The sequence below is a fragment of the Streptomyces sp. NPDC048590 genome, assembly GCF_043199535.1.
GTDB lineage: Bacteria > Actinomycetota > Actinomycetes > Streptomycetales > Streptomycetaceae > Streptomyces.
Genome location: NZ_JBICWC010000005.1, coordinates 384,408 through 403,256 on the forward strand (window position 1 = coordinate 384,408; position 18,849 = coordinate 403,256).

Genomic DNA, 18,849 nt, shown 5'->3' on the forward strand with positions numbered 1-18,849 from the left:
ACAGAGACGGGCCCGGCCGTGGAGGCCGGGCCCGTCGTCGTGGGTGCGGTCAGCTGGTGTAGGCCTCCAGTTCGGACAACTGCCCGGCAGGCCACCCGGAGTTGGCGGTGAACGTGAGCCGCAGATACCGGACCGGCGTGCCGGTGAGCGTCACCGTGGCGGTGTTCCCGCTCGACGGGTTGAAGGTGTAACCCGCCGGAGCCTTCAGGGTGGAGAAGGTGTTGTTGTCGGTGCTCCCCGTGACGCCGATGGTCTGGCTCCGGGTGGCCCATGCCGCGGCCGGGGGCAGCTTCAGGACCAGCCGCTTGACTGCCTTCGCGGCCCCGAGGTCCACGGTGACGGACTGCGGGAAGGCGTTGTTACGGCTCTCCCAGTAGCTGTTGGCGTTGCCGTCCACCGCGTTGCCCGCTCCGTACACGTCGGCGTGACTCGTCTCGGTGATCGGGCGGCCCTGGGCGAGGTTGCCGGTCTCCTCGGGCGGGTCGGTCGGGTCCGGCGGGTCGGTCGGGTCCGGCGGGTCCGTGGGACCGCCACCGCCCCCGGGCACCCCGCCGTTCGTCCACACCGGATCGGGCCAGACCCCCGTGCAGGCGGGCGGGTTCGCGTACCAGCCGGAGTTCCCGGCGCCCTGGGTGATCTGGAAGCCGCTGCCGACGCAGTTGTGGATGGGGTTGGACTGGGCGATGTGCGTGGCGACGACCTTGTTGAAGGACGCCGTCCCCGGTGCCTGGATCTGGAGGGCGTAGGTGCCCGCGCCGTCGATCTTGATGTTGTCGAAGTGGAGCCCGTTGCTCGCGCCCTCGATCAGGTGGATGGCGGCGTAGGAGCTGTCCAGGATCTCGCTGTCGGTGATGTTGATGGTGGCGTTGTTGATGGGCTCGTTGAGCCCGCTGAACCAGATCGCGCCGACGCCGAAGCGCCAGTTGAAGTCGTTGTTCCCGGTCCTGATCAGGGTGTTGCGCGCGGCGGTGTGGGTACCCGAGACGGCCGTTCCCTGGCCGGAGTTGACCCCGGGATAGCGGTTGGCGATGTGCAGGCCGCCGCCGTTGGTGATGGTGTCCGACATGACGTTGTCGGAGATCGTGATGTCCTTGCCGCCGTACGTGACGATGTTGTTGGCGAGGATCGGCAGGATCACCGTGTTGAAGGTGAACTTGTTCTTCACGTTCGGGACGTTCTCCGCCCACATGGCCAGACCGTCGTCGCCGGTGTTGCGGACGAAGGTGTTGGTGACCGTCGAGTTGGTCACGCCGTAGTGGAAGTTCACGCCGTCGGCGGTCTGGTCCAGGATGCGGCTGTTCCTGATGGTGAAGTTGTCCATCGGGCCGTCCATCCAGGCGCCGCACTTGGTGTGCAGCATCCAGACGTTGTCGACGACCGAGTTGGACATGGCCCCGCCGATGGCGTTGACCTGGTCGTTGTCCACCCGCTCGCGGATGTCCCCGATGATGGCGAAGTCCTTCAGCGTGACGTTGCTGCTGCCACCTTGCGCCGCGTACTTCCCGTAGACGCCGACGGCCTTGCTGCGGTCCGTGGGGTGACGTCCGGTCAGGACGCTGTACCAGGGGCCGGCGCCACGCAGGGTGACCTTGTCGACGACGATGTGGTCCTGGACCTTGAAGGTGCCCTGCGGGATGTACACCTCCTTGCCCTGGGTGCGGCCCGCGTCGACCGCGGCCTGGATCTTGGCCGTCGAGTCCGCGGCGCCGGTCGGGTCGGCACCGAAGTCGCTCACCACGTCCAGCGCCCCGGAGGGCTTTCCGACCGGGGCGCCGACCTGCTCGAAGTCCGCGAGGTCGATGGTGAACGAGGGGGAGGCGGCGGTGGAGGTCACCTGGAGCCGGACCTTCGTCCCGGCGGCCAGGGTGGACCCGAACATGGTCCGGGTCTCGTCGTAGAAGTGGTGGGGGTTGGTGTCGCCGGGGTTGTTGTTGAAGGGGTAACCCCCGTAGTACCAGCCGTACTTCGAGGTCACCGGCACGCTCTTGAGCGAGGAGCCGTTGACCCGCACGTCGAGAGAGGCGTCCCGGCCCGTCCCGGCCGCGTTGTCCGGCAGTGAATAGCGGAAGGTCATGGCGTTGGCCGGAGCCGTGAGCGTGAACTCGACGTACTCGCCGACGGCGTCCAGGGTCACGGCCTGACGGCCCGAAGCCTCGGACGGAAGGGTGCCGTAGAGGCGGTTCGGCCCGATCAGGGAACCGTTGGTCGCGGCGTACTCGGCCTCCTGTTCCTTGAACGGGACGGTGGCGCCCCGGCCGGATATCCCGACCGGTGACGGTGCGGGGACCGCCGCGGCCTGCGCGGGGGGAGCGCCGGCCAGTACGAAGGCCGCGGCGGTCCCGGCGGCGGTCAGCGCGAGGGCGAGGGAGGCGGAGAGAGAGCGTCTGAGAAGGCGTGGTCCAGGCGGTGGTGGGGTCACGTGTGGGTCGTCCTTGCGGCTCGATGGGCTCTGCGGACGCCCACAGGCTAGGAGCACGGATGTAGGGAAGTCCACGCTGCTGCGCAAAAATTTGTCTACTGAGCTCAAATTCATGACTCAATATCGCGAGAATCGGCTTCCCCTCCTCGTGCGGCCACCTGGTGGTGTGATCGCCGATCGTTAATAATTCCTTCTGGTAGGTTTCTTTTGCGATCGGCATACGGGGGAGATCATGGGTGTGGGCACCTGCGGGTCGGGGGAGTGCGGCGGGCGATACCTCGTCTTCTCCGACGTGGACGAGACCCTGGTGGGGCTGGCGACGATGTTCGACTTCCTCCGCTTCGTCTCGGTGCCGTGGTACGAGCGGGTGGCCGACGGGATACGCGCCCTGAGCGCGGCCGGGATGCCGAGGGCGGAGGTGAATCGCGCGTACTACCGGCTGTGGGCCGGCCGGAGCGTGGAGGAGACCGAAAGGCTGGGAGCCCGGTGGTATGCGCTGCGGTCCGCCCGGGCGGACTTCTTCCTGCCAGGCACCCGGGCCGAACTCGCGCGACACCGTGCGGCCGGGGCCGGCGTCGTCCTCGTCTCCGGATCGTTCCCACCGTGCGTCACACCGATCGCCGCCGAGGTCGGCGCGGCGCACGTCCTGTGCACCGAACTCCTGGTCGACAACGGGACGTACACGGGTGAGATCCGGGAACCGGTCATCGGTGAAGGAAAGCGGTCCGCGGTGCGACAGACCCTACGGCTCCACCCGGGAGTCGACGCCCGCGACTGTTATGCCTATGGGGACCACGTTTCCGACATCCCGATGTTCGAATGCGTGGGCCGGCCGTACGCGGTCGGTGACGATCCGGCACTCGCTGCCTATCCGCGATCGCCCGGGGCGGGGTCCACACCGGACCCGTCAGATCCCGTGCACCGGACGGGCGGCCAGGAGGTCCGCGATGTGGTCGGCGATCGCGCGCCGGTGCCTGTGCAGGAAGAAGTGGCCCCCGGGGTAGAGACGTTGATGGAAGCCCGCTGATGTCAGCCCCCTCCAGCCGCCGACTTCGGCCGGGCCGGCCAGAGGGTCCTCGCTGCCTCCCAGGGCCAGGATCGGACATTCGAGCACGGTCGGGCGAGCCCGGTCGGTGAAGGCGGATGCCAGCCTCAGGTCGGCGCGCAGCACGGGCAGCCACAGAGGCCTCAGCGCCCGGTTGCGCAGCAGTTCGGGCTGCGTGCCGCCGAGCAGTTCGAGAAGGTCCGTCAGCTCCTCGTCCGAGGAGGACGCAGCCGAGGGGCGGCCCGTTCCCACCGGCCCGCTGCCCGACACCACCAGGAGCCGGGGCTGCGCACGTCCTGCCGCACGCAGCCGCCTGGCGGTCTCGTACGCCAGACCGGCTCCCATGCTGTGGCCGAAAAGAGCGAAGGGTTCGCCGGATGGCCGCCGGCCGAGATGGTCCAGGACCGCGTCGGCCAGCTCCGTCATCGTCTCCGCCAGGGGCTCGTCACGACGGGCTCCACGGCCCGGCAGTTCCAGGGGGACGAATCGCGGGCCCGCGCCCGTCGCCGACGGCCGCCACTCACGGTAGGCCTCGGCGCTGCCTCCGGCGTGCGGCAGACAGTAGACGCGGATCCGGTCCCGCAGGCCCGGTGTACGGGGTGTCACGGTCCCGCCTGTACCAGGTGATGGGCGGGTAGGGCGGCGGCCGAGAGAGCGTGGCCCCTCGCCTGGGAGGCACCGGTTCTGCCCGGGGCATGGTGGATGGCCCCTGACACGTCGGAGAGCGGCAGGCCACTGCCACCGCCCCGGAGCGCGATGATCTCGGCAGCGACGGAGACCGCGGTCTCCTCCGGAGTGCGGGCGCCGAGGTCGAGGCCGATCGGCGAGCGCAGACGCGCCAGTTCGGCTTGACCGAGCCCGGCATCGCGCAGCCGGGACAGCCGGTCCGCGTGGGTACGGCGCGACCCCATGGCCCCCACGAATCCGAGCGGTAGCCGCAGGGCCCTGAGCAGCAGAGGGATGTCGAACTTCGCGTCGTGGGTGAGTACGCACAGAGCGGTGCGGCCGTCCAGCGCGGACGCCTGCGCGTCCAGATAGCGGTGGGGCCAGTCCACCACGACCTCGTGAGCGTCAGGGAAACGGGCGGTGGTGGCGAACACCGGGCGGGCGTCACAGACCGTCACGTGATAGCCGAGAAAGCGGCCGGCGCTCACCACCGCCGCAGCGAAGTCGACGGCGCCGAAGACCAGCATGCGTGGCGGCGGCGCCCATGTCTCCACCAGTACCGTGACCGTCCCCGGCACGTCCCCGGGGCACGGCCGGCCGTCCGGAGCGAGAGTGCGCACGCCGGTGCGGCCCGCCTCGAGCAGGGTGCGCGCCTCGGTCTCGACGGCGTGTCCGAGGGCCGCGCTCCGCGAAGGGAATGTGCCGTGACAACCCTCCGGGGTGACGACGAGCGCGTGTCCGAGCAGCCGGTCAGGACCGTCCGCCACCCTTGCCAGCGCGACCGGTAGCCCGGCCGCGATCCGGGCCAGCACGGTGCCGAGGAGCGGGGCGATGTCCCCGGTGTCTTCAGCCGGTCCGGCGTGTCCGACCGGTTGGACCAGGATCTCCAGATCCCCACCACACGTCAGCCCCACGGCGAACGCGTCACTGTCGCTGTACTCGAACCGTTCACGCAGAGGTCGCCGTTCCACGAGGGCCCGCAGGCACAGTTCGTACACCGACGCCTCCACGCAGCCTCCCGAGACGCTGCCGACGGCGCTGCCGTCCTGGTGGACCGCCAGCGCGGCGCCAGGGTCGCGAGGGGCGCTGCCCGACACCCGTGTGACGGTGGCGACGGCGTACCGGTCGCCGGCCGCGTGCCAGGTCCGCAACCGCTCGGCTATGTCACGCATGAGTGGCCTCCCTCCTGCTGGAGGCCGGCGGCGGCAGCAGTGCTCCGTGCGGCGCGCCGAGTTCCTGCTCGCTCAACCATCGCAGGGCGAGCGACCTCGCCGTTACCGGGCCCCCGGCGGTGCCCCGCCAGGCCACGGCGGCAACGTGGCCGGGGTCGCAGTGCAGGTCCCGCACAGCCCAGCCCTCGGGATGCCGTGCGGCGTCGGTGCCCAGGTAGTCGGCGCTCAGCCCGCGGCTCAGCCCTGTGCCGATGCCCTTCAGATAGGCCTCCTTGCGGGTCCAGAGGCGTCCGAAGGCGTGTCTTCGTTCCGTGTCGTCGAGGGCCGTCAGCTCCGTGTACTCGTCGGGGTGGAGTGCCGGAGCGCAGATCTGCACGGTCTCCGCGCCGGGAAGTTGCTCGACGTCCACGCCGACGGGCGCGGACGAGAGCCCCAGCAGCACCAGACCGCTGCCGTGGGACAGGGAGAAGTGGGTCGGCACCCCGCCGGCGCGTCCGGCCTGGTCCGGATGCACGGCCGGCCTGCCGTGCGGTTCACCGCAGCCCGGGCACGGCTCCCGTACGAAGAGGATCTCCGCGGCAGGCAGGCCGAGACGGTGGCCGAGCAACCGGCGCAGGGCGATGTGCGCCAGCGCGTAGAGCCGTCCGCCCTCGGAGCGACGGCAGGTCCCCGCCCGGTCGCGCTCGGCGTCGTCGAGCACGGTGCGGTCGAAGTCGTCGGCGGCCGTACCGGTGGAGGGCTGGCGGACCAGCCAGAGCTCCGTCCCGCCCGCGGCCCGGTCGGGCGCGCTCACGCCGCTGCCCGTTCGTACCGGGCAGTCACGTGGTCGACCAAGTCGTCGACAACGGCGGCGGCGAGCACGACGTGGAGGCTGACCGGGATGCCGAGCTCCGCTTCCAGACGACGTTGGAGCTCCAGGGCGGCCATCGACCCGACGCCCAGTTGTCGCAGGCCCGCCCGGCCGTCTGCCAGTCCTTCGGGCGGTACACCGAGCGTACGTCCCAGGGCACGGCGTACATGACCGGCGAGGTCCTGGCGAACATGAGGTGCTGGAGAGAAGGGAGGGGCGGGGGATCGGGGGCGGGAGGAGTCGAGCCGGGGCATGAAGTTCTCCTTCTGTGCCGGGTGGAGGGTGAGGGGCGGGAACGGGGCAGGACGGGCCGGAGCGAGGTCAGCCGCGCGCGAGCAGGAGATCCAGCACCCTGGGAGGGTGCAGCGGCAGCCTCCCCACGTCGCCCGTGAGCTGGAGGGCATCACGCACGGCGTTGGCGACGGCGGCGCCCACGCCGGCGGTGCCGCCCTCGCCGGCACCGCGCACGCCCAGCGGATTGCCCGGCGCCGGTGAGTCCTCGTACAACTCGACCTGGATGTCGGGGACATCCGCTGCGCGGGGCCACAGGTAGTCCCGGAAGGAGAGGGAAAGCGGCCTGCCGCGTTCGTCGTAGCGGAATTCCTCGAAGAGCGCGCCGCCGATCCCCTGCGCGACGCCACCGACGAGCTGGCCACGGACGGAACGCGGGTGGACGGCACGGCCGATCTCGTAACTGACGGCGTAGCGCAGCAGGGTGACCCTGCCCGTACCGGGATCGATCTCGGCCTGGGTGTAGTGGGCGCCGTACGGATAGGTCATCCCGTCGGCGACATACGTGCCACGGCCGATGAGGCCGGGCTCCTCCCCGGTGCGGATGAACCGCGGGGTGAAGCAGGCGGCCGCGACCGCGGCCAGCGGCACCCGCCGCCCGGGGGCCCCTGCCACGACCACCTCGCCCCCGGACATGACCAGTCGGCACGGGTCGGTCTCCAGGAGCACGGCCGCCACCCGCTTCGCCTTGGCGACCACCGCCTCGGCTGCCAGCTTCACCGCGGTTCCGCCGACCACGGTGGATCGGCTGGCGAAGCTGCCCGCACCGTCCGGCAGGATGTCCGTGTCGGAGAGGACGACCTTGACGGTCCCGGCGGGGACATCCAGCTCCTCCGCCGTGATCTGGGCCATCACCGTCTCGATGCCCTGGCCCGATCCGGCCCCGCCCATCGACACGCGCACCGCGCCGCCCACACCGATGTCCACCACCGCGCTGTCATGGCCGAGCCCTGCCTTCTCCAGCAGGACGGCGCATCCCGTGCCCACCAGCCGGCCCGCCGCCCGCGCCTCACGGGCCTCGGCGCGCCAGGCTTCGTATCCGACGGCCGCCAGGGACTTGTCGAAGTGATCCAGATGGTCCTTGCCGTCCAGCAGCATCGGGGCTCCGAAGACCTGCATCGGCCGGCGGTGCGGAAGCTCCGTGGCGTCGAGCAGATTGCGGCGCCGCAGCTCGACCGGGTCGATGCCCAGGCGGGTGGCGGCCAGGTCCATGGCATGCTCGCGGACGAAGTTGTTCTGGAAGCGGCCGGGGGCACGGTACGTGCCGATCGGCGTCTTGTTCGTCATGACGATGTGGACGTCACTGCTGCACGCGGCGAGCCGGTAGGGGCCGCAGATCATCGCCGAGGTGAGGGCGGCGACGACCGCGCCGTGCGTGCGGATGTAGGCACCGCTGTCCAGCCACGCCTCGTCGCGCAGCCCCAGCAGCGTCCCCGCGTCGTCGAAGGCCAGCTCGACGCGGTGGTCCTGCTCGCGGGCGTGGTTCGCCGCGAGGAAGTGTTCCTCGCGGTCCTCGGACCACTTGACCGGGCGGCCGGTCAGCTTGCAGAGGAAGGGGACAAGGAGGTCTTCCGGGTAGAACTCCCCGCGAATCCCGAAGCTGCCGCCGGCGTCGGACTCCAGCATGTGGATGCTGTGTTCGGGCAGGCCGAGCAGTGTGGTGAGCACCCTGCGGTTGAAGTAGGGGACCTTCGTCGCGCCCCAGATCGTCATGCGTCCCGCGCGCTCGTCCCACTCAGCGACCAGCCCGCGAGGCTCCAACGGGGTGCCGCTGTGACGGCCGGTGCCGAGCTCGGCGGTCACCACGTGCGGGGCGGTGCGGAAGACCTCCTCCACGTCCCCGTACGCGAAACGCACCACGCCCACCTCTGCGTCCACACCGCCCAGACTCTCCGGCCGCTTCCCGGCGGCGCCCCTGGCGTCCAGCGCGACAGGCAGTTCCTCCAGTTCCAGGCGCACAAGGTCCGCGGCGTCCTCCGCCACATAGGGGTCGTCGGCGAGGACGACCGCGACCGGTTCGCCCACGTAACGCACGAAGCCGGTGGCCAGCGGGGACTGCAGGTAAGGCGTGAAGTCGAGCCCGGGGTGCGGCTGGCGCACCGGGATGCGCGGGTCACCCGGCAGGTCCGCGACGGTGTACACCCCGGTGACACCGGGCAGTCCGACGGCCTCCCGGGTGTCCACGCCGACGAGCCGGGCGTGAGCGGAGGGCGAGCGGACCACACGCATCCACAGCTGACCGGGACGCGTGACGTCGTCGTGGAATCGCCCCCGGCCGGTCAGCAGACGCTGGTCCTCCAGCCGGGTCACGGACAGACCTATGGCGCTCATGAGGCATCCTCGGGGGAGTCGGCCAGGGCGGCCACGGCATCGATGATGCCGCCGTATCCGGTGCATCGGCACAGATTGGCGCTGACGCACTCCCTTATCCGGGCACGGTCTGCGGCGGGCTCCGCGCGCAGCAGCCCGGTGGCGAGCATCAGGAAACCGGGGGTGCAGAAGCCGCACTGGAGGGCCCCGTGCTCGCTGAAGGAGGTCTGCAGCTCGCCCAGTTTTCCGTCAGGGGCCATCGACTCGACGGTCTCGACGACGGCGCCGTCCGCCTGGGCGGCGAGCATGAGGCAGGACCGCACAGGGGCGTCGTCCACCAGGACGGTGCAACTTCCGCACTCCCCCTGGTCGCAGCCGACGGTGGTCCCGGTCAGTCCCAGCTTCCGGCGCAGGGCGTCGGCGAGCCCGCGCCAGGGTTCGACCGAGATGGTCCGCTGCTCTCCGTTGACCGTGAGACGCACGGTGCGTTCCGGTGTGCCTGTGGGGGCGTCCATCGCCTGCCTGCTTTCTCTGGAACTCTGGTGGAGGGTAGGGAGTGACGGGCCTTCAGGAGACCGCTGCGGCGGCCACGGCGCGGGAGACCGACCGCTCGAAGGCGCTCAGGAGGGCCGCCCCGGCCGTGCGGCGCCGGTAGGAGGACGACGCGAGTTCGTCGGAGGGAGGATCGGACAGCTCCGCGACCGCATCCCCGACCATGTCCTGCCAGGTCCCGTCCGGGCGCGTGCCGCACAGGGCACGTTCCAGCGCCGGCAGCCGCACCGGGCGGTCGGCGGTGCCGGCCAAGGCGGCCCTGACCGACACGGCGAGCCCGTCGGGACCGAGGCGGACCGCGGCACCGGCGGCAACCAGGGGCAGTGCGCCCTCCTGGAAGGCCGTCTCCACGAGTGCGGCACTCGGCTCCGCCCGGGGCAGGAACACATCGGTCAACAGTTCGTCATGGGCGAGGACGGTGCATCCCCCGCCCGCGAACAGCTCCCGCACCGGGAGCGATCGCGTTCCGTCGGCCCCGCGCACGGAGACCACCGCGTCCAGGAGGACGGCGAGCAGACACCACTCCGCCCGCGGGTCCGCATGCGCCAGACTGCCGACCAGGGTGCCCCGGGACCGCACCGGCGGATGCCCGACGAGCCGCGCGGTTTCAGGCACCACAGCGAATCCGGGCGGCAGCCGGTCGGCCGTCTCCAGGTCATGGTGAGTGGTGAGGGCGCCGATCCGCATGCCCTCGCCTTCCATGCCGAAGTGCCGCAGCCCGGGCAGCCGGCCGATGTCCACGACGGCCTCCGGCCGCACGGTGCGGCGGTTCAGCTGGGGGATGAGGCTCTGCCCGCCCGCGAGCGCCCGCGCCCCGCCGCCGTAGGAGCCGAGCAGCGCGATCGCCTCGCCGACGGACGTGGGTTGGTGGTAGGCGAACCGGACCGGCTTCATGGACTCTCCTGGCTGGGCGGGGTGCGACGGGTACGGAGGGGAAGGACGGAGCGCGGCGGCCCGCCGGAGTACGGGGGCCGCCGGCCGGATCAGGGCTGTGCGACGGGCGGCACCCGCAAGGACTCGTGCCCCAACTGCCTCATGAGGTCGACGATGTCGAAGTGGGCCGAGCGCTCGACCACCTTCTCGCCGTCGAACCGGTCGATGCCGATCGCCGTGAAGGTGGCGCGCTTGCCGCTCGGCGGCAGGCCCCGGAACGGGCCCAGCTGTGTTCCGACGCACTCCACGCGGGTGACGACCAGGTCGCCTTCAGCGGTCTGTTCCTGGACGAGGTCGCTGATGTCCGGGAAGGCGGTACGGAAGGCGCGTACCCACGTACGGACACCCTCCGGCCCACGCAGGTCGAACTGTGGCCAGTAGAAGTCCTCGGCGAAGATCTCGTCGGCCAGTTCCAGACGGTTGTTGGTGATGATCTCCTCGAACAGCAGCGCGACGCGTCGCTTCCGGTCCGCGAGGACGGACGGGGCTGTTTCGGTCATGGTGGGGCTCCTTCGGGACGAGGGCGGGTCAGGACGGCTCAGCGGGTGGCTGCCGGTGCGGTGGCCAGGGGTGGCACGGGCTTGGGAGGACGCGGCAGCCGGGTGCTCATCAGACAGGCGAGCAGGACCAGCGCCAGGTCGATGGCGGCGACCCAGGTGAGGGCGTCGCCGTAGGCGGAGACACCGTGCCGGGTGCCTACAGCGGCGAAGAACACGGTGCCCAGCACGGCTACCCCCGCGGCGCTGGCGAACTGTTGAGACGTGGTCAGCACTCCGGCGGCGGCTCCCGCCTGTGCCGGACGGGCACCCGCCAGCACGGCCCCGGTCACCGCGGGTACCGCCAGTCCGTTGCCGAGACCGATGAGGATCATCGGGGCCACCAGGCGCAGCGCGGTCGCGTCGTCGCCGGAGAACTGGACGTCGACGACGAGCGCCAGCATGCCGACCGCTGCCACCGCCGTGCCGATGGTGATCAGCCTGGCGCCCTGCCGGGCGGCGATGCGGGGGGAGAGGATCGAGGCGATGGCGAACGCCAGCCCCAGTGGCGTGAACATGATGCCGGCCTTCAGCGGGCTGAGTCCGAGACCGGTCTGGAAGACCAGAGTGAGGGCGAACATGAAGCTGAAGAAGGCGCAGAAGGCTCCGAAACACACGACGAGCCCCTGCACGAACACCTTGTTGCGCAGCAGGAGGGTGTCCAGCATCGGCTGGCCACCGCGGCGCAGCAGGGCGTTCTCCCATTTCAGGGTCAGCGCCATCAGGGGAACCGACACCGCGAGGCAGATCCAGGCCCAGACCGGCCAGCCCTCACTGCGCCCGATGACGAGGGGGAGCAGGAAGAGGGCCAGCGAGACCGAGATCCCGAGGGCGCCCAGCGGGTCGAGCTTGACGCCGGCGCCCGGTACCCGGCGAGGCAGCAGCCGGAGGGCGAACCCGACGGCGGCCAGTCCGATCGGCACGTTGACCAGGAAGATCACGCGCCAGCCGAGGCCGAGCACGTCCACCTGGAGCAGCACACCGCCCAGTACCTGTCCCGCCACGGCTCCGACACCGATGGTGACGCCGAACCAGGCCAGTGCCCTGGCCCGCTCCGCCGGGGGGAAGACGCCGGTGATCGTCGCCAGCACCTGCGGCACCATCGCCGCGCCGGTGAGGCCCTGCAGCAGACGGGCGCCGACGAGTTCGCCCGAATTCTGCGCGAGCCCGCACAGCAGTGAGGCGAGAGTGAAGGCCAGCGTGCCGTAGAGGAACATCGCCCGGGAGCCGAGCAGGTCCCCGAGACGTCCACCTGTGATCAGCCCGCTGGCATAGGTGAAGCCGTAACCGGCCACGATGAGTTCGAGTGCCGCCTGACCGGCGCCGAGGTCGTGTTCCAGCGAAGGTGCGGCGACGTTGACGACGTAGAGGTCGAATTGGGCCATGAACATGGCGGCGAGGAGGACGGGCAGCATCAGCCAGCGCCTTGTGTAGGGCGCCGGAGGCTGGGCCGCGAGTGGCTCCGGACGCGACCGGGGGGCCGTGTCGGTGGGATGGGACATGGTGGTGTTCGCTTTCTCGGGATCCTGGGCGGTGCCCCGGACGGGCCGGTGCGGCGGGGGCCGCACCGGCCGGCTGATGGGTGACGTGTGGTCAGGCGGCGGACACGGCGGGGCGGCGGGCCTTCTCCAGGCGCCAGTCGACCTTCGCGTAGTCGGCCTCGGCCAGGGCGATCGCCTCGTCGAGTCCGCGTACGACGGGCAGACCGAAGTGTTCGACGATCGTCGTGAGGCGCTCGGGAACGGAACCGCCCACGGGCAGGTACGGGATGGCCAGGTCGTCCAGGGCACGCAGCAGCAGTTCGTCGCACCGCGCCCGGAAGCCCTCGTTCATCGGCCGGTGGCCGTCGGCGCCGAGGGCGAACTCGTTGCGCAGGTGGACGAAGCCGTCGAAGCCCTCCTTGACGTGCTGGCGAAAGGCGTGGCCCAGCTGGTCGGCCACCTCGCCGAAGAAGAGCATCTCCGCCGAGGGAGGGGACTGCGCACCTGTGTCCGCCCCGGGGTCCATACCGAACTCGACACGGGCCGCGGCGTAGGTCCACTCCTGCAGCGACGAACCGTCGGCCACGAAGTCATCGCCCAGCAGAGCCTCGCTGACGGCACGGCCGACATGGCGGCGGACCGCGAGCTGGATGTACTCGGCGGGGGTGACCTCGGTGAGCGCCTTGCCAGGAACGGCGTCCGGCATGATCTCCCGGATCGTCCGTGCCGGCGAACGGGGGAGCCCGGTGTAGTAGGCGAGGGCCATGGTGGTGAAGGTCTTGCCGGCAGAGTACGTACCGGAAATGGACAGTCGCATGGGTGTACTTCCTGTCGGTGGGGGCCGTTCAGGCCGTGGTGGCCTTGGCGTCGGCGGGCAGTTCGTGGGCGAAGGTGGCGCGCATCCGGATGCCCTCCAGCTCGCCGCTCAGCTCGACGCTTCGCCAGAGCGCGCCGCGCAGAGGGAGCGTGCGCTTGGCCGTCACCGCGGCCGTGGCGGTGAGGGGCGGGCCATCCGCCGCCGTCAGCGGCTCGGGGGCTCCGGCCGCCTCCAGCGAGGTCTGCATCATCCAGAGCGTGTTGCTGTCCTCGCGGGAGACCGAGTCGAGCTCGTACATGAGGACCTGGGCGAGCTGGAGGGTGACGACGAAGCAGTCGATCAGGGAGACGGAGGGCTGCCGCGCTCCCTCGATGCCCTCGGTGGGCGTCGGACTTCCGGCGACCGGGGTGAAGGCGACCGAGCCGTGCGCCGTCAGTTCGGGGACGGAGACGCGTACGTCGCTCACCGTGTGCCTGCGGAGCTTGAAACCCTCGCCGTAGAAGCGGGGTTCCCCGGGGCCCAGCAGATCGGCCAGGGAGTCGTGTACGACGCCGGTCGTCGCTTCCGCCAAGACCGGGTGCACCAGCTCGCACCGCACCCTGAGCCCGCCCACCGAGCAGTCGTAGACGGACCGGTGCAGGCCTGGCTGCTCCGGCTCGGGGCCCGTACGTGTCAGGGAGGCGGAGAGCGGGATGTCCTTGAGTACCTCCTGGGGAGCCGTCCCCGCCCGCAGCACCACCTTGGCCAGCCGTACGGTCCTGCGCTCCGCGGCGCCCAGGCCCCAGGCGTGTGTCGTGTGGGCCTCGGCCAGCTGGACACCCAGCACCAGCGCGTCCACGGTACTCAGGTGCGGCCGCAGGTCGACGCCGGCCTTCTTCTTCGACCAGTCGGCGGGATACGTGATGTCGGCGGTCGCGGTGACGCCGGCGTCGCACGCCCGGGCACCTGTGACGGCCACCGTATGGACGTCGTAGACCGCGCGCTGGTAGCCCCGTGAGAAGAAGCGGCCCTCGGCCGGGCCCAGGTAGTCGTCGATGGAGCGCAGCAGAAGTTCGGTCGCAGCCATGTCAGACTGCCGCACCGGCTGCGAGAGCCTGGTCGTAGGCATCCACGAGGTCCTGCACCGTACGCATGTCGGTGATGGAGAACTGCTCCTCGAAGGGGTCGACGTCGAGCTCCGCCTCGAGCTCGATGAGCAGCTGGGCGAGCATGAGTGAGTTCAGGCCCAGTTCCATGAGGGCGACCGGCGGGGCGACGGCCTCTGCCAGCTCCGGATCGAGCACCAGATCGCGCACCCGGACGACGACGAGTTCGGTTATCTCGGCCTTGCTCAACATGTGATTCCTCCATCTATGACAAGGGACTGACCAGTGACGAAATGGGCGCGGGAAGAGGTGAGGAAGAGGATGGCGTCGGCGATCTCCTCCACGGTTCCGAGCCTCCCGAGCGGAGTGCGGTGCTGGATCTTCTCCCGGTTGCCGGCGGTGACCTCAGCGGTCATCTCGCTGTCGAAGAAGCCCGGGACGATCGAGTTGACGCGGATGCCGAACGCTCCGAGTTCGCGGGCCAGACTGCGGCTGAACCCGTCCAGTCCCGCCTTCGCCGCCGCGTAGACGGAGACTCCGCGGTAGCCCCGGATGGCGTTGATCGACGAGACGTTGACGATGTTGCCGCCCTGACGGGTCATCAGGCGCGCACAGGCCTGGGTGAGCATCATCGGGGCGAGCAGATTGGTGGTGAGGAGGGCGTCGATCCGCTTGGGCGCGGTCGTCAGGAAGAGCTCCTGGTGGAGGACGCCCGCGTTGTTGACCAGTAGGTCGGCCCGAGCGAAGCGCCGGTTCACGCCCCGTACGAAGGCCCGCATGGACGCCGGTTCGGTGAGATCGGCGGCTTCCCAGTGGAAGCGGGTCGGGTGGAGCCGCTCAGTGTCGGCCGTGAAGTCGTTGGCGGTGCGGCTGAAGGTCGCCACCCGCCAGCCGTCGGCGAGCAGGCGCTCCACCACGACGCGCCCCAGTCCACGGCTCCCGCCGCTGACCACCGCGACACGGCTGTCCTCGGGTCCTCCGTCGGGCGTGGCGGACCCCGTCATGGTGCCGGGTCCCGTCCCGGCCGACGCCGTCACACCAGGCTCCGGGTCTTCTTGAAGCGGTCGTTGTGGTGCTCCGCATCGGAGATCTCGACGACCGCGGGGACCTTGTACGCTTCCAGCCGACCCCGGCAGTGGGCCCGGGCCCGGCGGCCGAACCCCTCGTGGTCGGCGTCGGCGGTGAGGCGGACGACGGCCTTGACCACCATGCCGGTGACGTGGCTCGGACGCCCCGAGACGGTGACGTCCACCACCTCGTCCAACTCCAGGAGGACGTTCTCGACCTCGCCGGGGTAGACCTTCTCGCCGGCCACGTTGATGATCTCCGAACGCCGCCCCAGGATGCGGACGTACGGGCCGTCCACCTCCACCGCGTCCTGGGTGTTGAAGAATCCTTCGTCATCGAAGGGAGCCGGGGCGTTGAGATAGCCGAGCATCGCCATGTCCGAGCGGATCCAGAGCACGCCCTCACGTACCTGGTACTCGAACCCCGGCCCTCCCAGGCGCACCCACAGGGTGTCGTCCGCCTTCGACCTGGTCGGCAGGATGCCGAGTTCGGACAGACCGTACGTCTGCTTGAGGCGGACGGCGGGCAGTGCCGCCTTCAGCCGCTGGAGGGTGCCGAGCGGCATCGGCTCGGTGCCGTAGGTGACGAGGGTGAGGGAGCTGAGGTCGTGCCTCTGACAGGCACCTGAGATCAGCAGCATGTTGAGGAAGGTGGGGGTGGTCGGCAGTACCCGGATCCCGAAGCGCGCGATCGCCGCGCAGACGCTGTCCGGTGTGCGTTCCGGCAGGGTGACCACGGTGCCGCCCTGGCTGAGCGTGTGCAGCAGCGTGTTGATGCCGCCGATGTGGTCCAGATTGAGGAAGGCCAGCGTGGACTGCGGCCTGGTGGGTTCGCCGTACCGGGCGAGTACCTTCGTGAAATCCAGCACCGTCGCCTTGCTGCGGCCGGTCGTGCCCGAGCTGAACAGCACCAGCCCTGCCCTCCCGGCCGAACGCAGCCGTCCGTACAGTTCGTGGTCCGCGGCCCGTCCGGTCCGTGCGAAGGACGTGCCGTTGCCGTCGGCTCCGATGGTGACGACTGCCTCCACCTGGGCGATCTCGTGGAACTCGGCCCGCTTGGCCTCGGGGAGCGGAGTCAGCGGCACGAGGACGACGCCGCGCTCGACGAGGGCGAGCAGGGCGGCGCAGGTCTCGAAGGACCCGGCCCCCTCCAGGGCCACGACCTGGCCCGCGCCGACCCCGTGGTCGTCCAGGAACGCCCGCCATCGCGCGATTCCGGAGACCAGACCGGTGTACGAGTACCGCACCGAGTCGTAGACGATCGCGTCCGCGTCACCGAATCGGTGCAGACGCGCCAGGAAGGATGTGATCATTTCGTTCACCCTCTTTTGTGCCGCAGCTGTGCGCCGGATGTTCGGATCGCCCGGTGACGCGGCGACCATGACGAGTGCGGCGGGATCGTGGGAAAGGTGTGCCGGAGCCACCGGACAGCACGGTCCGGGGGACTTCGTCGTCCCCCGCGGAAGCGGTTGTCCGGCCGGGGCGGAGCCGCGGAGCGCTCCGGCGTAGTGCCCGGACCCGGCTTCGTGCTTGTGATGAAGACGCTACGAAGTTCAAGTGAGGCTGAAGCAAGTACAGTTGTGAGTGGCGAGCGTCACTCGCGCTGCCGTCGGCCGGTCGGCGGCATCTCCTCAGGCACAGGCCGGGACGGGCGCCGCGGCAGGACGCCCCGTCGAGGGGGCCGGCGGGACCCGATGACTGCTCCGGCCGCTCGTCCGCTTGAGGGAGAGGGCGAGCCGCGGCTCCTCCCGCCTGTAGGAAGCGAGCCTGTCGTCGACGTGGCGCAGGCATCGCTCCAGGCGGGCCGCCTGGTCGTCCAGCCGGCACCTGTGGGCCTCCAGCAGGGCGAGACGCTCGGCGACACTCTCCTCGCCCGCGCGCACCAGTTCCACATAGCGCGTCAGGTCGGCCACGGTCATCCCCGTCTCCCGCACCTTGGCGAGGAAGTCGAGCCAGCGCAGATGAGAGGCCTCGTACGACCGGCGCCCGCCCGGGCCCCGGCACACATCCGTGACCAGCCCCATCTCCTCGTACCAGCGCAGCGTGTGCGCCCGCAGTCCGGTGAGCCGCGCGACCTCGGTGATCGTGTAGCGGTGTTCGTCCGGCTGACGTTTCCGCTCAGGCATCGTCTGACCCCCTGTTGTGGACAACGCGTAAGAACCTGACCGGCAGACTCAGCCGGTCGCTGGACACGAGCCTACATAAAAATTCGTTCGCGAAGGTTTGTTTGTTGGAGTGTCGTCACGGCATTGCACTCTCTTGGGATGGCGCAGATGTTGCGTGGTCTGGCCGTTTGATGTGCAGATCCGGGTTCAGGGCTACATTCGTTCTTGAACGTTTATTTACAAAGCGCCCGCCCCCGCTCGCATGCGTGCGAGCGGGGGCGGGCGGCGTGCGCTTCCTGGTCGTCCGCCACTCAGGCGAGATGCGGCCAGGACTGCTCCGCGCGCGCGTAGGAGGCTGCGGCCGGTTCCATGCGGAGCACGCCGTGGCGGGCCGCGGTCTGCACGTCACGCCACAGGCGCTGGATGTCGCCGCCGGCGTCGCGCACGTGCACGCCGCCCGCACCGAAGAGGTGGTTCGCGGCCTCCAGGAGGAGGCTTGCGGCGAACGCCGCGTCGCGTTGGTTGACGGCCGTGAGGGTCTCCGTCGCCGGTTCGGTGTCCGCGCGGAACGCGGCGCGGGCGAGCAGGAGGTGCGCGGCGTCGATGCGGGCCGAGGACACCGCCAGCGCGTCGCGCGCGGCCGGACTGTCACAAGGCCCCCGCCCGCCGGTGCCCGCGACGCCTTCCGTGGCCCACGCGGACCACGCCCTCCGGAGGGCGTGCGTGGCGCCCAGCGCCGTCGCGCAGAAGATCAGGCCGCCCGCCAGCTGCGCCGGGGCGCGGTGCTGACGGCCCGCCCCGTGGTTGCCGGTACCGTCCAGCATGCCGGCGAGGGGGAAGGAGCGATGGGCGGGCACGAGGAGATCGCACACCTCCACGGCGTCGCTCGCCGTTCCCCGTAGTCCCGTCGCGTCCCAGGTGTCGTGGACCGTCAGCTCGCCCGTCGGTACGGCGAGGACCCAGGGCTCCGGCCGGCCGTGCTCCGGGTGGGCCCGCGTCACCGGCGTCGCCAGCAGGATCCAGTCCGAGTACCGGGCGCCGCTGACGCACTCCCACACGCCGTTGAGTCGCAGGCCCTCTGCCGTCACCACCGCGGAGCCGGCCGGCGGCGCGACCGCCGACGCGATCCGCGCATCGGGGCCGTCGGCCCACAGCTCGCGCCGGCCGAACTCCGGAAGGCAGGACGCGAAGCGCCCGTGCGCGGCCCAGAGCGCGCCGCACCAGGCGGCCGAGGGACACTCCTGTGCCAAGGCGGTGATGTCCGCGAACAGTGCGGAGAAGCTCCCGGCTCCCTCCCCGCCGCGCCCCACGAAGTGGGCCGGCAGGCCGGCGTCCGTCACCGCCTCGACGGTCGCGGGGGACAGCCGTCCCTCCCTGTCGGCCCGACGGGCGTCCGCGCCTGCGACAGCGGCCGCACGCACGACCTCGGGGCGGGGTGCCGGCAGCCAGGTCCCCGGAACGGCCGACGGGGTGAGCAGGGGGTCCGGGGTGTACGGGGGTGTGATCGCCTGTTCCGTCAT

Annotated in this window: 18 protein-coding genes; 1 reads left to right on the forward strand and 17 read right to left on the reverse strand. The window is 70.8% G+C overall.

The genetic code is table 11. The features are described 5' to 3' along the window. Positions 1-49: 49 nt before the first annotated feature. A complete protein-coding gene (locus tag ACGFNN_RS17630; protein WP_393556782.1) occupies positions 50-2,419 on the reverse strand; it encodes a discoidin domain-containing protein in 2,370 nt (789 codons plus the stop codon). Between the two features lie 232 nt (positions 2,420-2,651). On the opposite strand from ACGFNN_RS17630, the gene ACGFNN_RS17635 reads away from it, so the two are divergent. Continuing rightward, positions 2,652-3,446: an HAD family hydrolase gene (locus tag ACGFNN_RS17635; protein ID WP_393556784.1), complete on the forward strand. Its 795-nt coding sequence runs from the start codon at positions 2,652-2,654 to the stop codon at positions 3,444-3,446. Here the strand turns inward: ACGFNN_RS17635 and ACGFNN_RS17640 are convergent. From ACGFNN_RS17640 to ACGFNN_RS17715, 16 genes are all read right to left on the reverse strand, one after another. Then, entirely contained in the window at positions 3,327-4,070 is a 744-nt protein-coding gene (locus ACGFNN_RS17640; protein WP_393556786.1) for a thioesterase II family protein, read from the reverse strand. The genes ACGFNN_RS17635 and ACGFNN_RS17640 overlap by 120 nt on opposite strands. Beyond that, on the reverse strand, positions 4,067-5,302 hold the full coding sequence (locus tag ACGFNN_RS17645; RefSeq protein WP_393556788.1) for an XdhC family protein: 1,236 nt from the start codon (positions 5,300-5,302) through the stop codon (positions 4,067-4,069). Before ACGFNN_RS17645 ends, ACGFNN_RS17640 begins: the two co-directional genes overlap by 4 nt. Beyond that, entirely contained in the window at positions 5,295-6,095 is an 801-nt protein-coding gene (locus ACGFNN_RS17650) for a 4'-phosphopantetheinyl transferase family protein (protein ID WP_393556790.1), read from the reverse strand. The genes ACGFNN_RS17645 and ACGFNN_RS17650 overlap by 8 nt, the downstream gene beginning before the upstream one ends. Further along, positions 6,092-6,406, reverse strand: a complete 315-nt coding sequence (locus ACGFNN_RS17655) for an acyl carrier protein (RefSeq protein ID WP_393556791.1) — start codon at positions 6,404-6,406, stop codon at positions 6,092-6,094. The genes ACGFNN_RS17650 and ACGFNN_RS17655 overlap by 4 nt, the downstream gene beginning before the upstream one ends. 67 nt (positions 6,407-6,473) lie before the next feature. After that, positions 6,474-8,774: a xanthine dehydrogenase family protein molybdopterin-binding subunit gene (locus ACGFNN_RS17660; protein WP_393556793.1), complete on the reverse strand. Its 2,301-nt coding sequence runs from the start codon at positions 8,772-8,774 to the stop codon at positions 6,474-6,476. Continuing rightward, positions 8,771-9,268: a (2Fe-2S)-binding protein gene (locus ACGFNN_RS17665; RefSeq protein WP_393556795.1), complete on the reverse strand. Its 498-nt coding sequence runs from the start codon at positions 9,266-9,268 to the stop codon at positions 8,771-8,773. The genes ACGFNN_RS17660 and ACGFNN_RS17665 overlap by 4 nt, the downstream gene beginning before the upstream one ends. Before the next feature lie 52 nt (positions 9,269-9,320). Continuing rightward, positions 9,321-10,199, reverse strand: coding sequence for an FAD binding domain-containing protein (locus tag ACGFNN_RS17670; protein ID WP_393556797.1), 879 nt, complete (start codon positions 10,197-10,199; stop codon positions 9,321-9,323). A gap of 89 nt (positions 10,200-10,288) precedes the next feature. Then, positions 10,289-10,738 (reverse strand): ester cyclase, encoded by a 450-nt coding sequence (locus tag ACGFNN_RS17675; protein ID WP_393556798.1) that lies wholly within the window; start codon positions 10,736-10,738, stop codon positions 10,289-10,291. A gap of 38 nt (positions 10,739-10,776) precedes the next feature. Then, positions 10,777-12,189, reverse strand: coding sequence for an MFS transporter (locus ACGFNN_RS17680; RefSeq protein ID WP_393556800.1), 1,413 nt, complete (start codon positions 12,187-12,189; stop codon positions 10,777-10,779). Positions 12,190-12,367: 178 nt separating this feature from the next. Then, complete coding sequence (locus ACGFNN_RS17685; RefSeq protein ID WP_393556802.1) at positions 12,368-13,072, reverse strand: AAA family ATPase; 705 nt, start codon at positions 13,070-13,072, stop codon at positions 12,368-12,370. Between the two features lie 28 nt (positions 13,073-13,100). Continuing rightward, complete coding sequence (locus tag ACGFNN_RS17690; RefSeq protein ID WP_393556804.1) at positions 13,101-14,138, reverse strand: AvrD family protein; 1,038 nt, start codon at positions 14,136-14,138, stop codon at positions 13,101-13,103. Position 14,139: 1 nt separating this feature from the next. Then, positions 14,140-14,409 (reverse strand): phosphopantetheine-binding protein, encoded by a 270-nt coding sequence (locus tag ACGFNN_RS17695; protein ID WP_393556806.1) that lies wholly within the window; start codon positions 14,407-14,409, stop codon positions 14,140-14,142. Next, positions 14,403-15,161: an SDR family NAD(P)-dependent oxidoreductase gene (locus ACGFNN_RS17700; RefSeq protein WP_393556808.1), complete on the reverse strand. Its 759-nt coding sequence runs from the start codon at positions 15,159-15,161 to the stop codon at positions 14,403-14,405. Before ACGFNN_RS17700 ends, ACGFNN_RS17695 begins: the two co-directional genes overlap by 7 nt. Positions 15,162-15,190: 29 nt before the next feature. Then, positions 15,191-16,537: a class I adenylate-forming enzyme family protein gene (locus ACGFNN_RS17705; protein ID WP_393556810.1), complete on the reverse strand. Its 1,347-nt coding sequence runs from the start codon at positions 16,535-16,537 to the stop codon at positions 15,191-15,193. A gap of 318 nt (positions 16,538-16,855) precedes the next feature. Next, positions 16,856-17,350, reverse strand: a complete 495-nt coding sequence (locus ACGFNN_RS17710; RefSeq protein ID WP_393556812.1) for a MerR family transcriptional regulator — start codon at positions 17,348-17,350, stop codon at positions 16,856-16,858. Between the two features lie 290 nt (positions 17,351-17,640). Then, complete coding sequence (locus tag ACGFNN_RS17715; protein ID WP_393556814.1) at positions 17,641-18,849, reverse strand: acyl-CoA dehydrogenase family protein; 1,209 nt, start codon at positions 18,847-18,849, stop codon at positions 17,641-17,643.

Bases quoted from the DNA above. Each gene is read 5' to 3' on its own strand.
- ACGFNN_RS17685 (WP_393556802.1), bottom strand. From the start codon at position 13,072: ATGCGACTGTCCATTTCCGGTACGTACTCTGCCGGCAAGACCTTCACC.
- ACGFNN_RS17690 (WP_393556804.1), bottom strand. From the start codon at position 14,138: ATGGCTGCGACCGAACTTCTGCTGCGCTCCATCGACGACTACCTGGGC.
- ACGFNN_RS17695 (WP_393556806.1), bottom strand. From the start codon at position 14,409: ATGTTGAGCAAGGCCGAGATAACCGAACTCGTCGTCGTCCGGGTGCGC.
- ACGFNN_RS17670 (WP_393556797.1), bottom strand. From the start codon at position 10,199: ATGAAGCCGGTCCGGTTCGCCTACCACCAACCCACGTCCGTCGGCGAG.
- ACGFNN_RS17665 (WP_393556795.1), bottom strand. From the start codon at position 9,268: ATGGACGCCCCCACAGGCACACCGGAACGCACCGTGCGTCTCACGGTC.
- ACGFNN_RS17710 (WP_393556812.1), bottom strand. From the start codon at position 17,350: ATGCCTGAGCGGAAACGTCAGCCGGACGAACACCGCTACACGATCACC.
- ACGFNN_RS17705 (WP_393556810.1), bottom strand. From the start codon at position 16,537: ATGATCACATCCTTCCTGGCGCGTCTGCACCGATTCGGTGACGCGGAC.
- ACGFNN_RS17635 (WP_393556784.1), top strand. From the start codon at position 2,652: ATGGGTGTGGGCACCTGCGGGTCGGGGGAGTGCGGCGGGCGATACCTC.
- ACGFNN_RS17675 (WP_393556798.1), bottom strand. From the start codon at position 10,738: ATGACCGAAACAGCCCCGTCCGTCCTCGCGGACCGGAAGCGACGCGTC.
- ACGFNN_RS17655 (WP_393556791.1), bottom strand. From the start codon at position 6,406: ATGCCCCGGCTCGACTCCTCCCGCCCCCGATCCCCCGCCCCTCCCTTC.
- ACGFNN_RS17700 (WP_393556808.1), bottom strand. From the start codon at position 15,161: ATGACGGGGTCCGCCACGCCCGACGGAGGACCCGAGGACAGCCGTGTC.
- ACGFNN_RS17645 (WP_393556788.1), bottom strand. From the start codon at position 5,302: ATGCGTGACATAGCCGAGCGGTTGCGGACCTGGCACGCGGCCGGCGAC.
- ACGFNN_RS17715 (WP_393556814.1), bottom strand. From the start codon at position 18,849: ATGACGGAACAGGCGATCACACCCCCGTACACCCCGGACCCCCTGCTC.
- ACGFNN_RS17680 (WP_393556800.1), bottom strand. From the start codon at position 12,189: ATGCTGCCCGTCCTCCTCGCCGCCATGTTCATGGCCCAATTCGACCTC.
- ACGFNN_RS17660 (WP_393556793.1), bottom strand. From the start codon at position 8,774: ATGAGCGCCATAGGTCTGTCCGTGACCCGGCTGGAGGACCAGCGTCTG.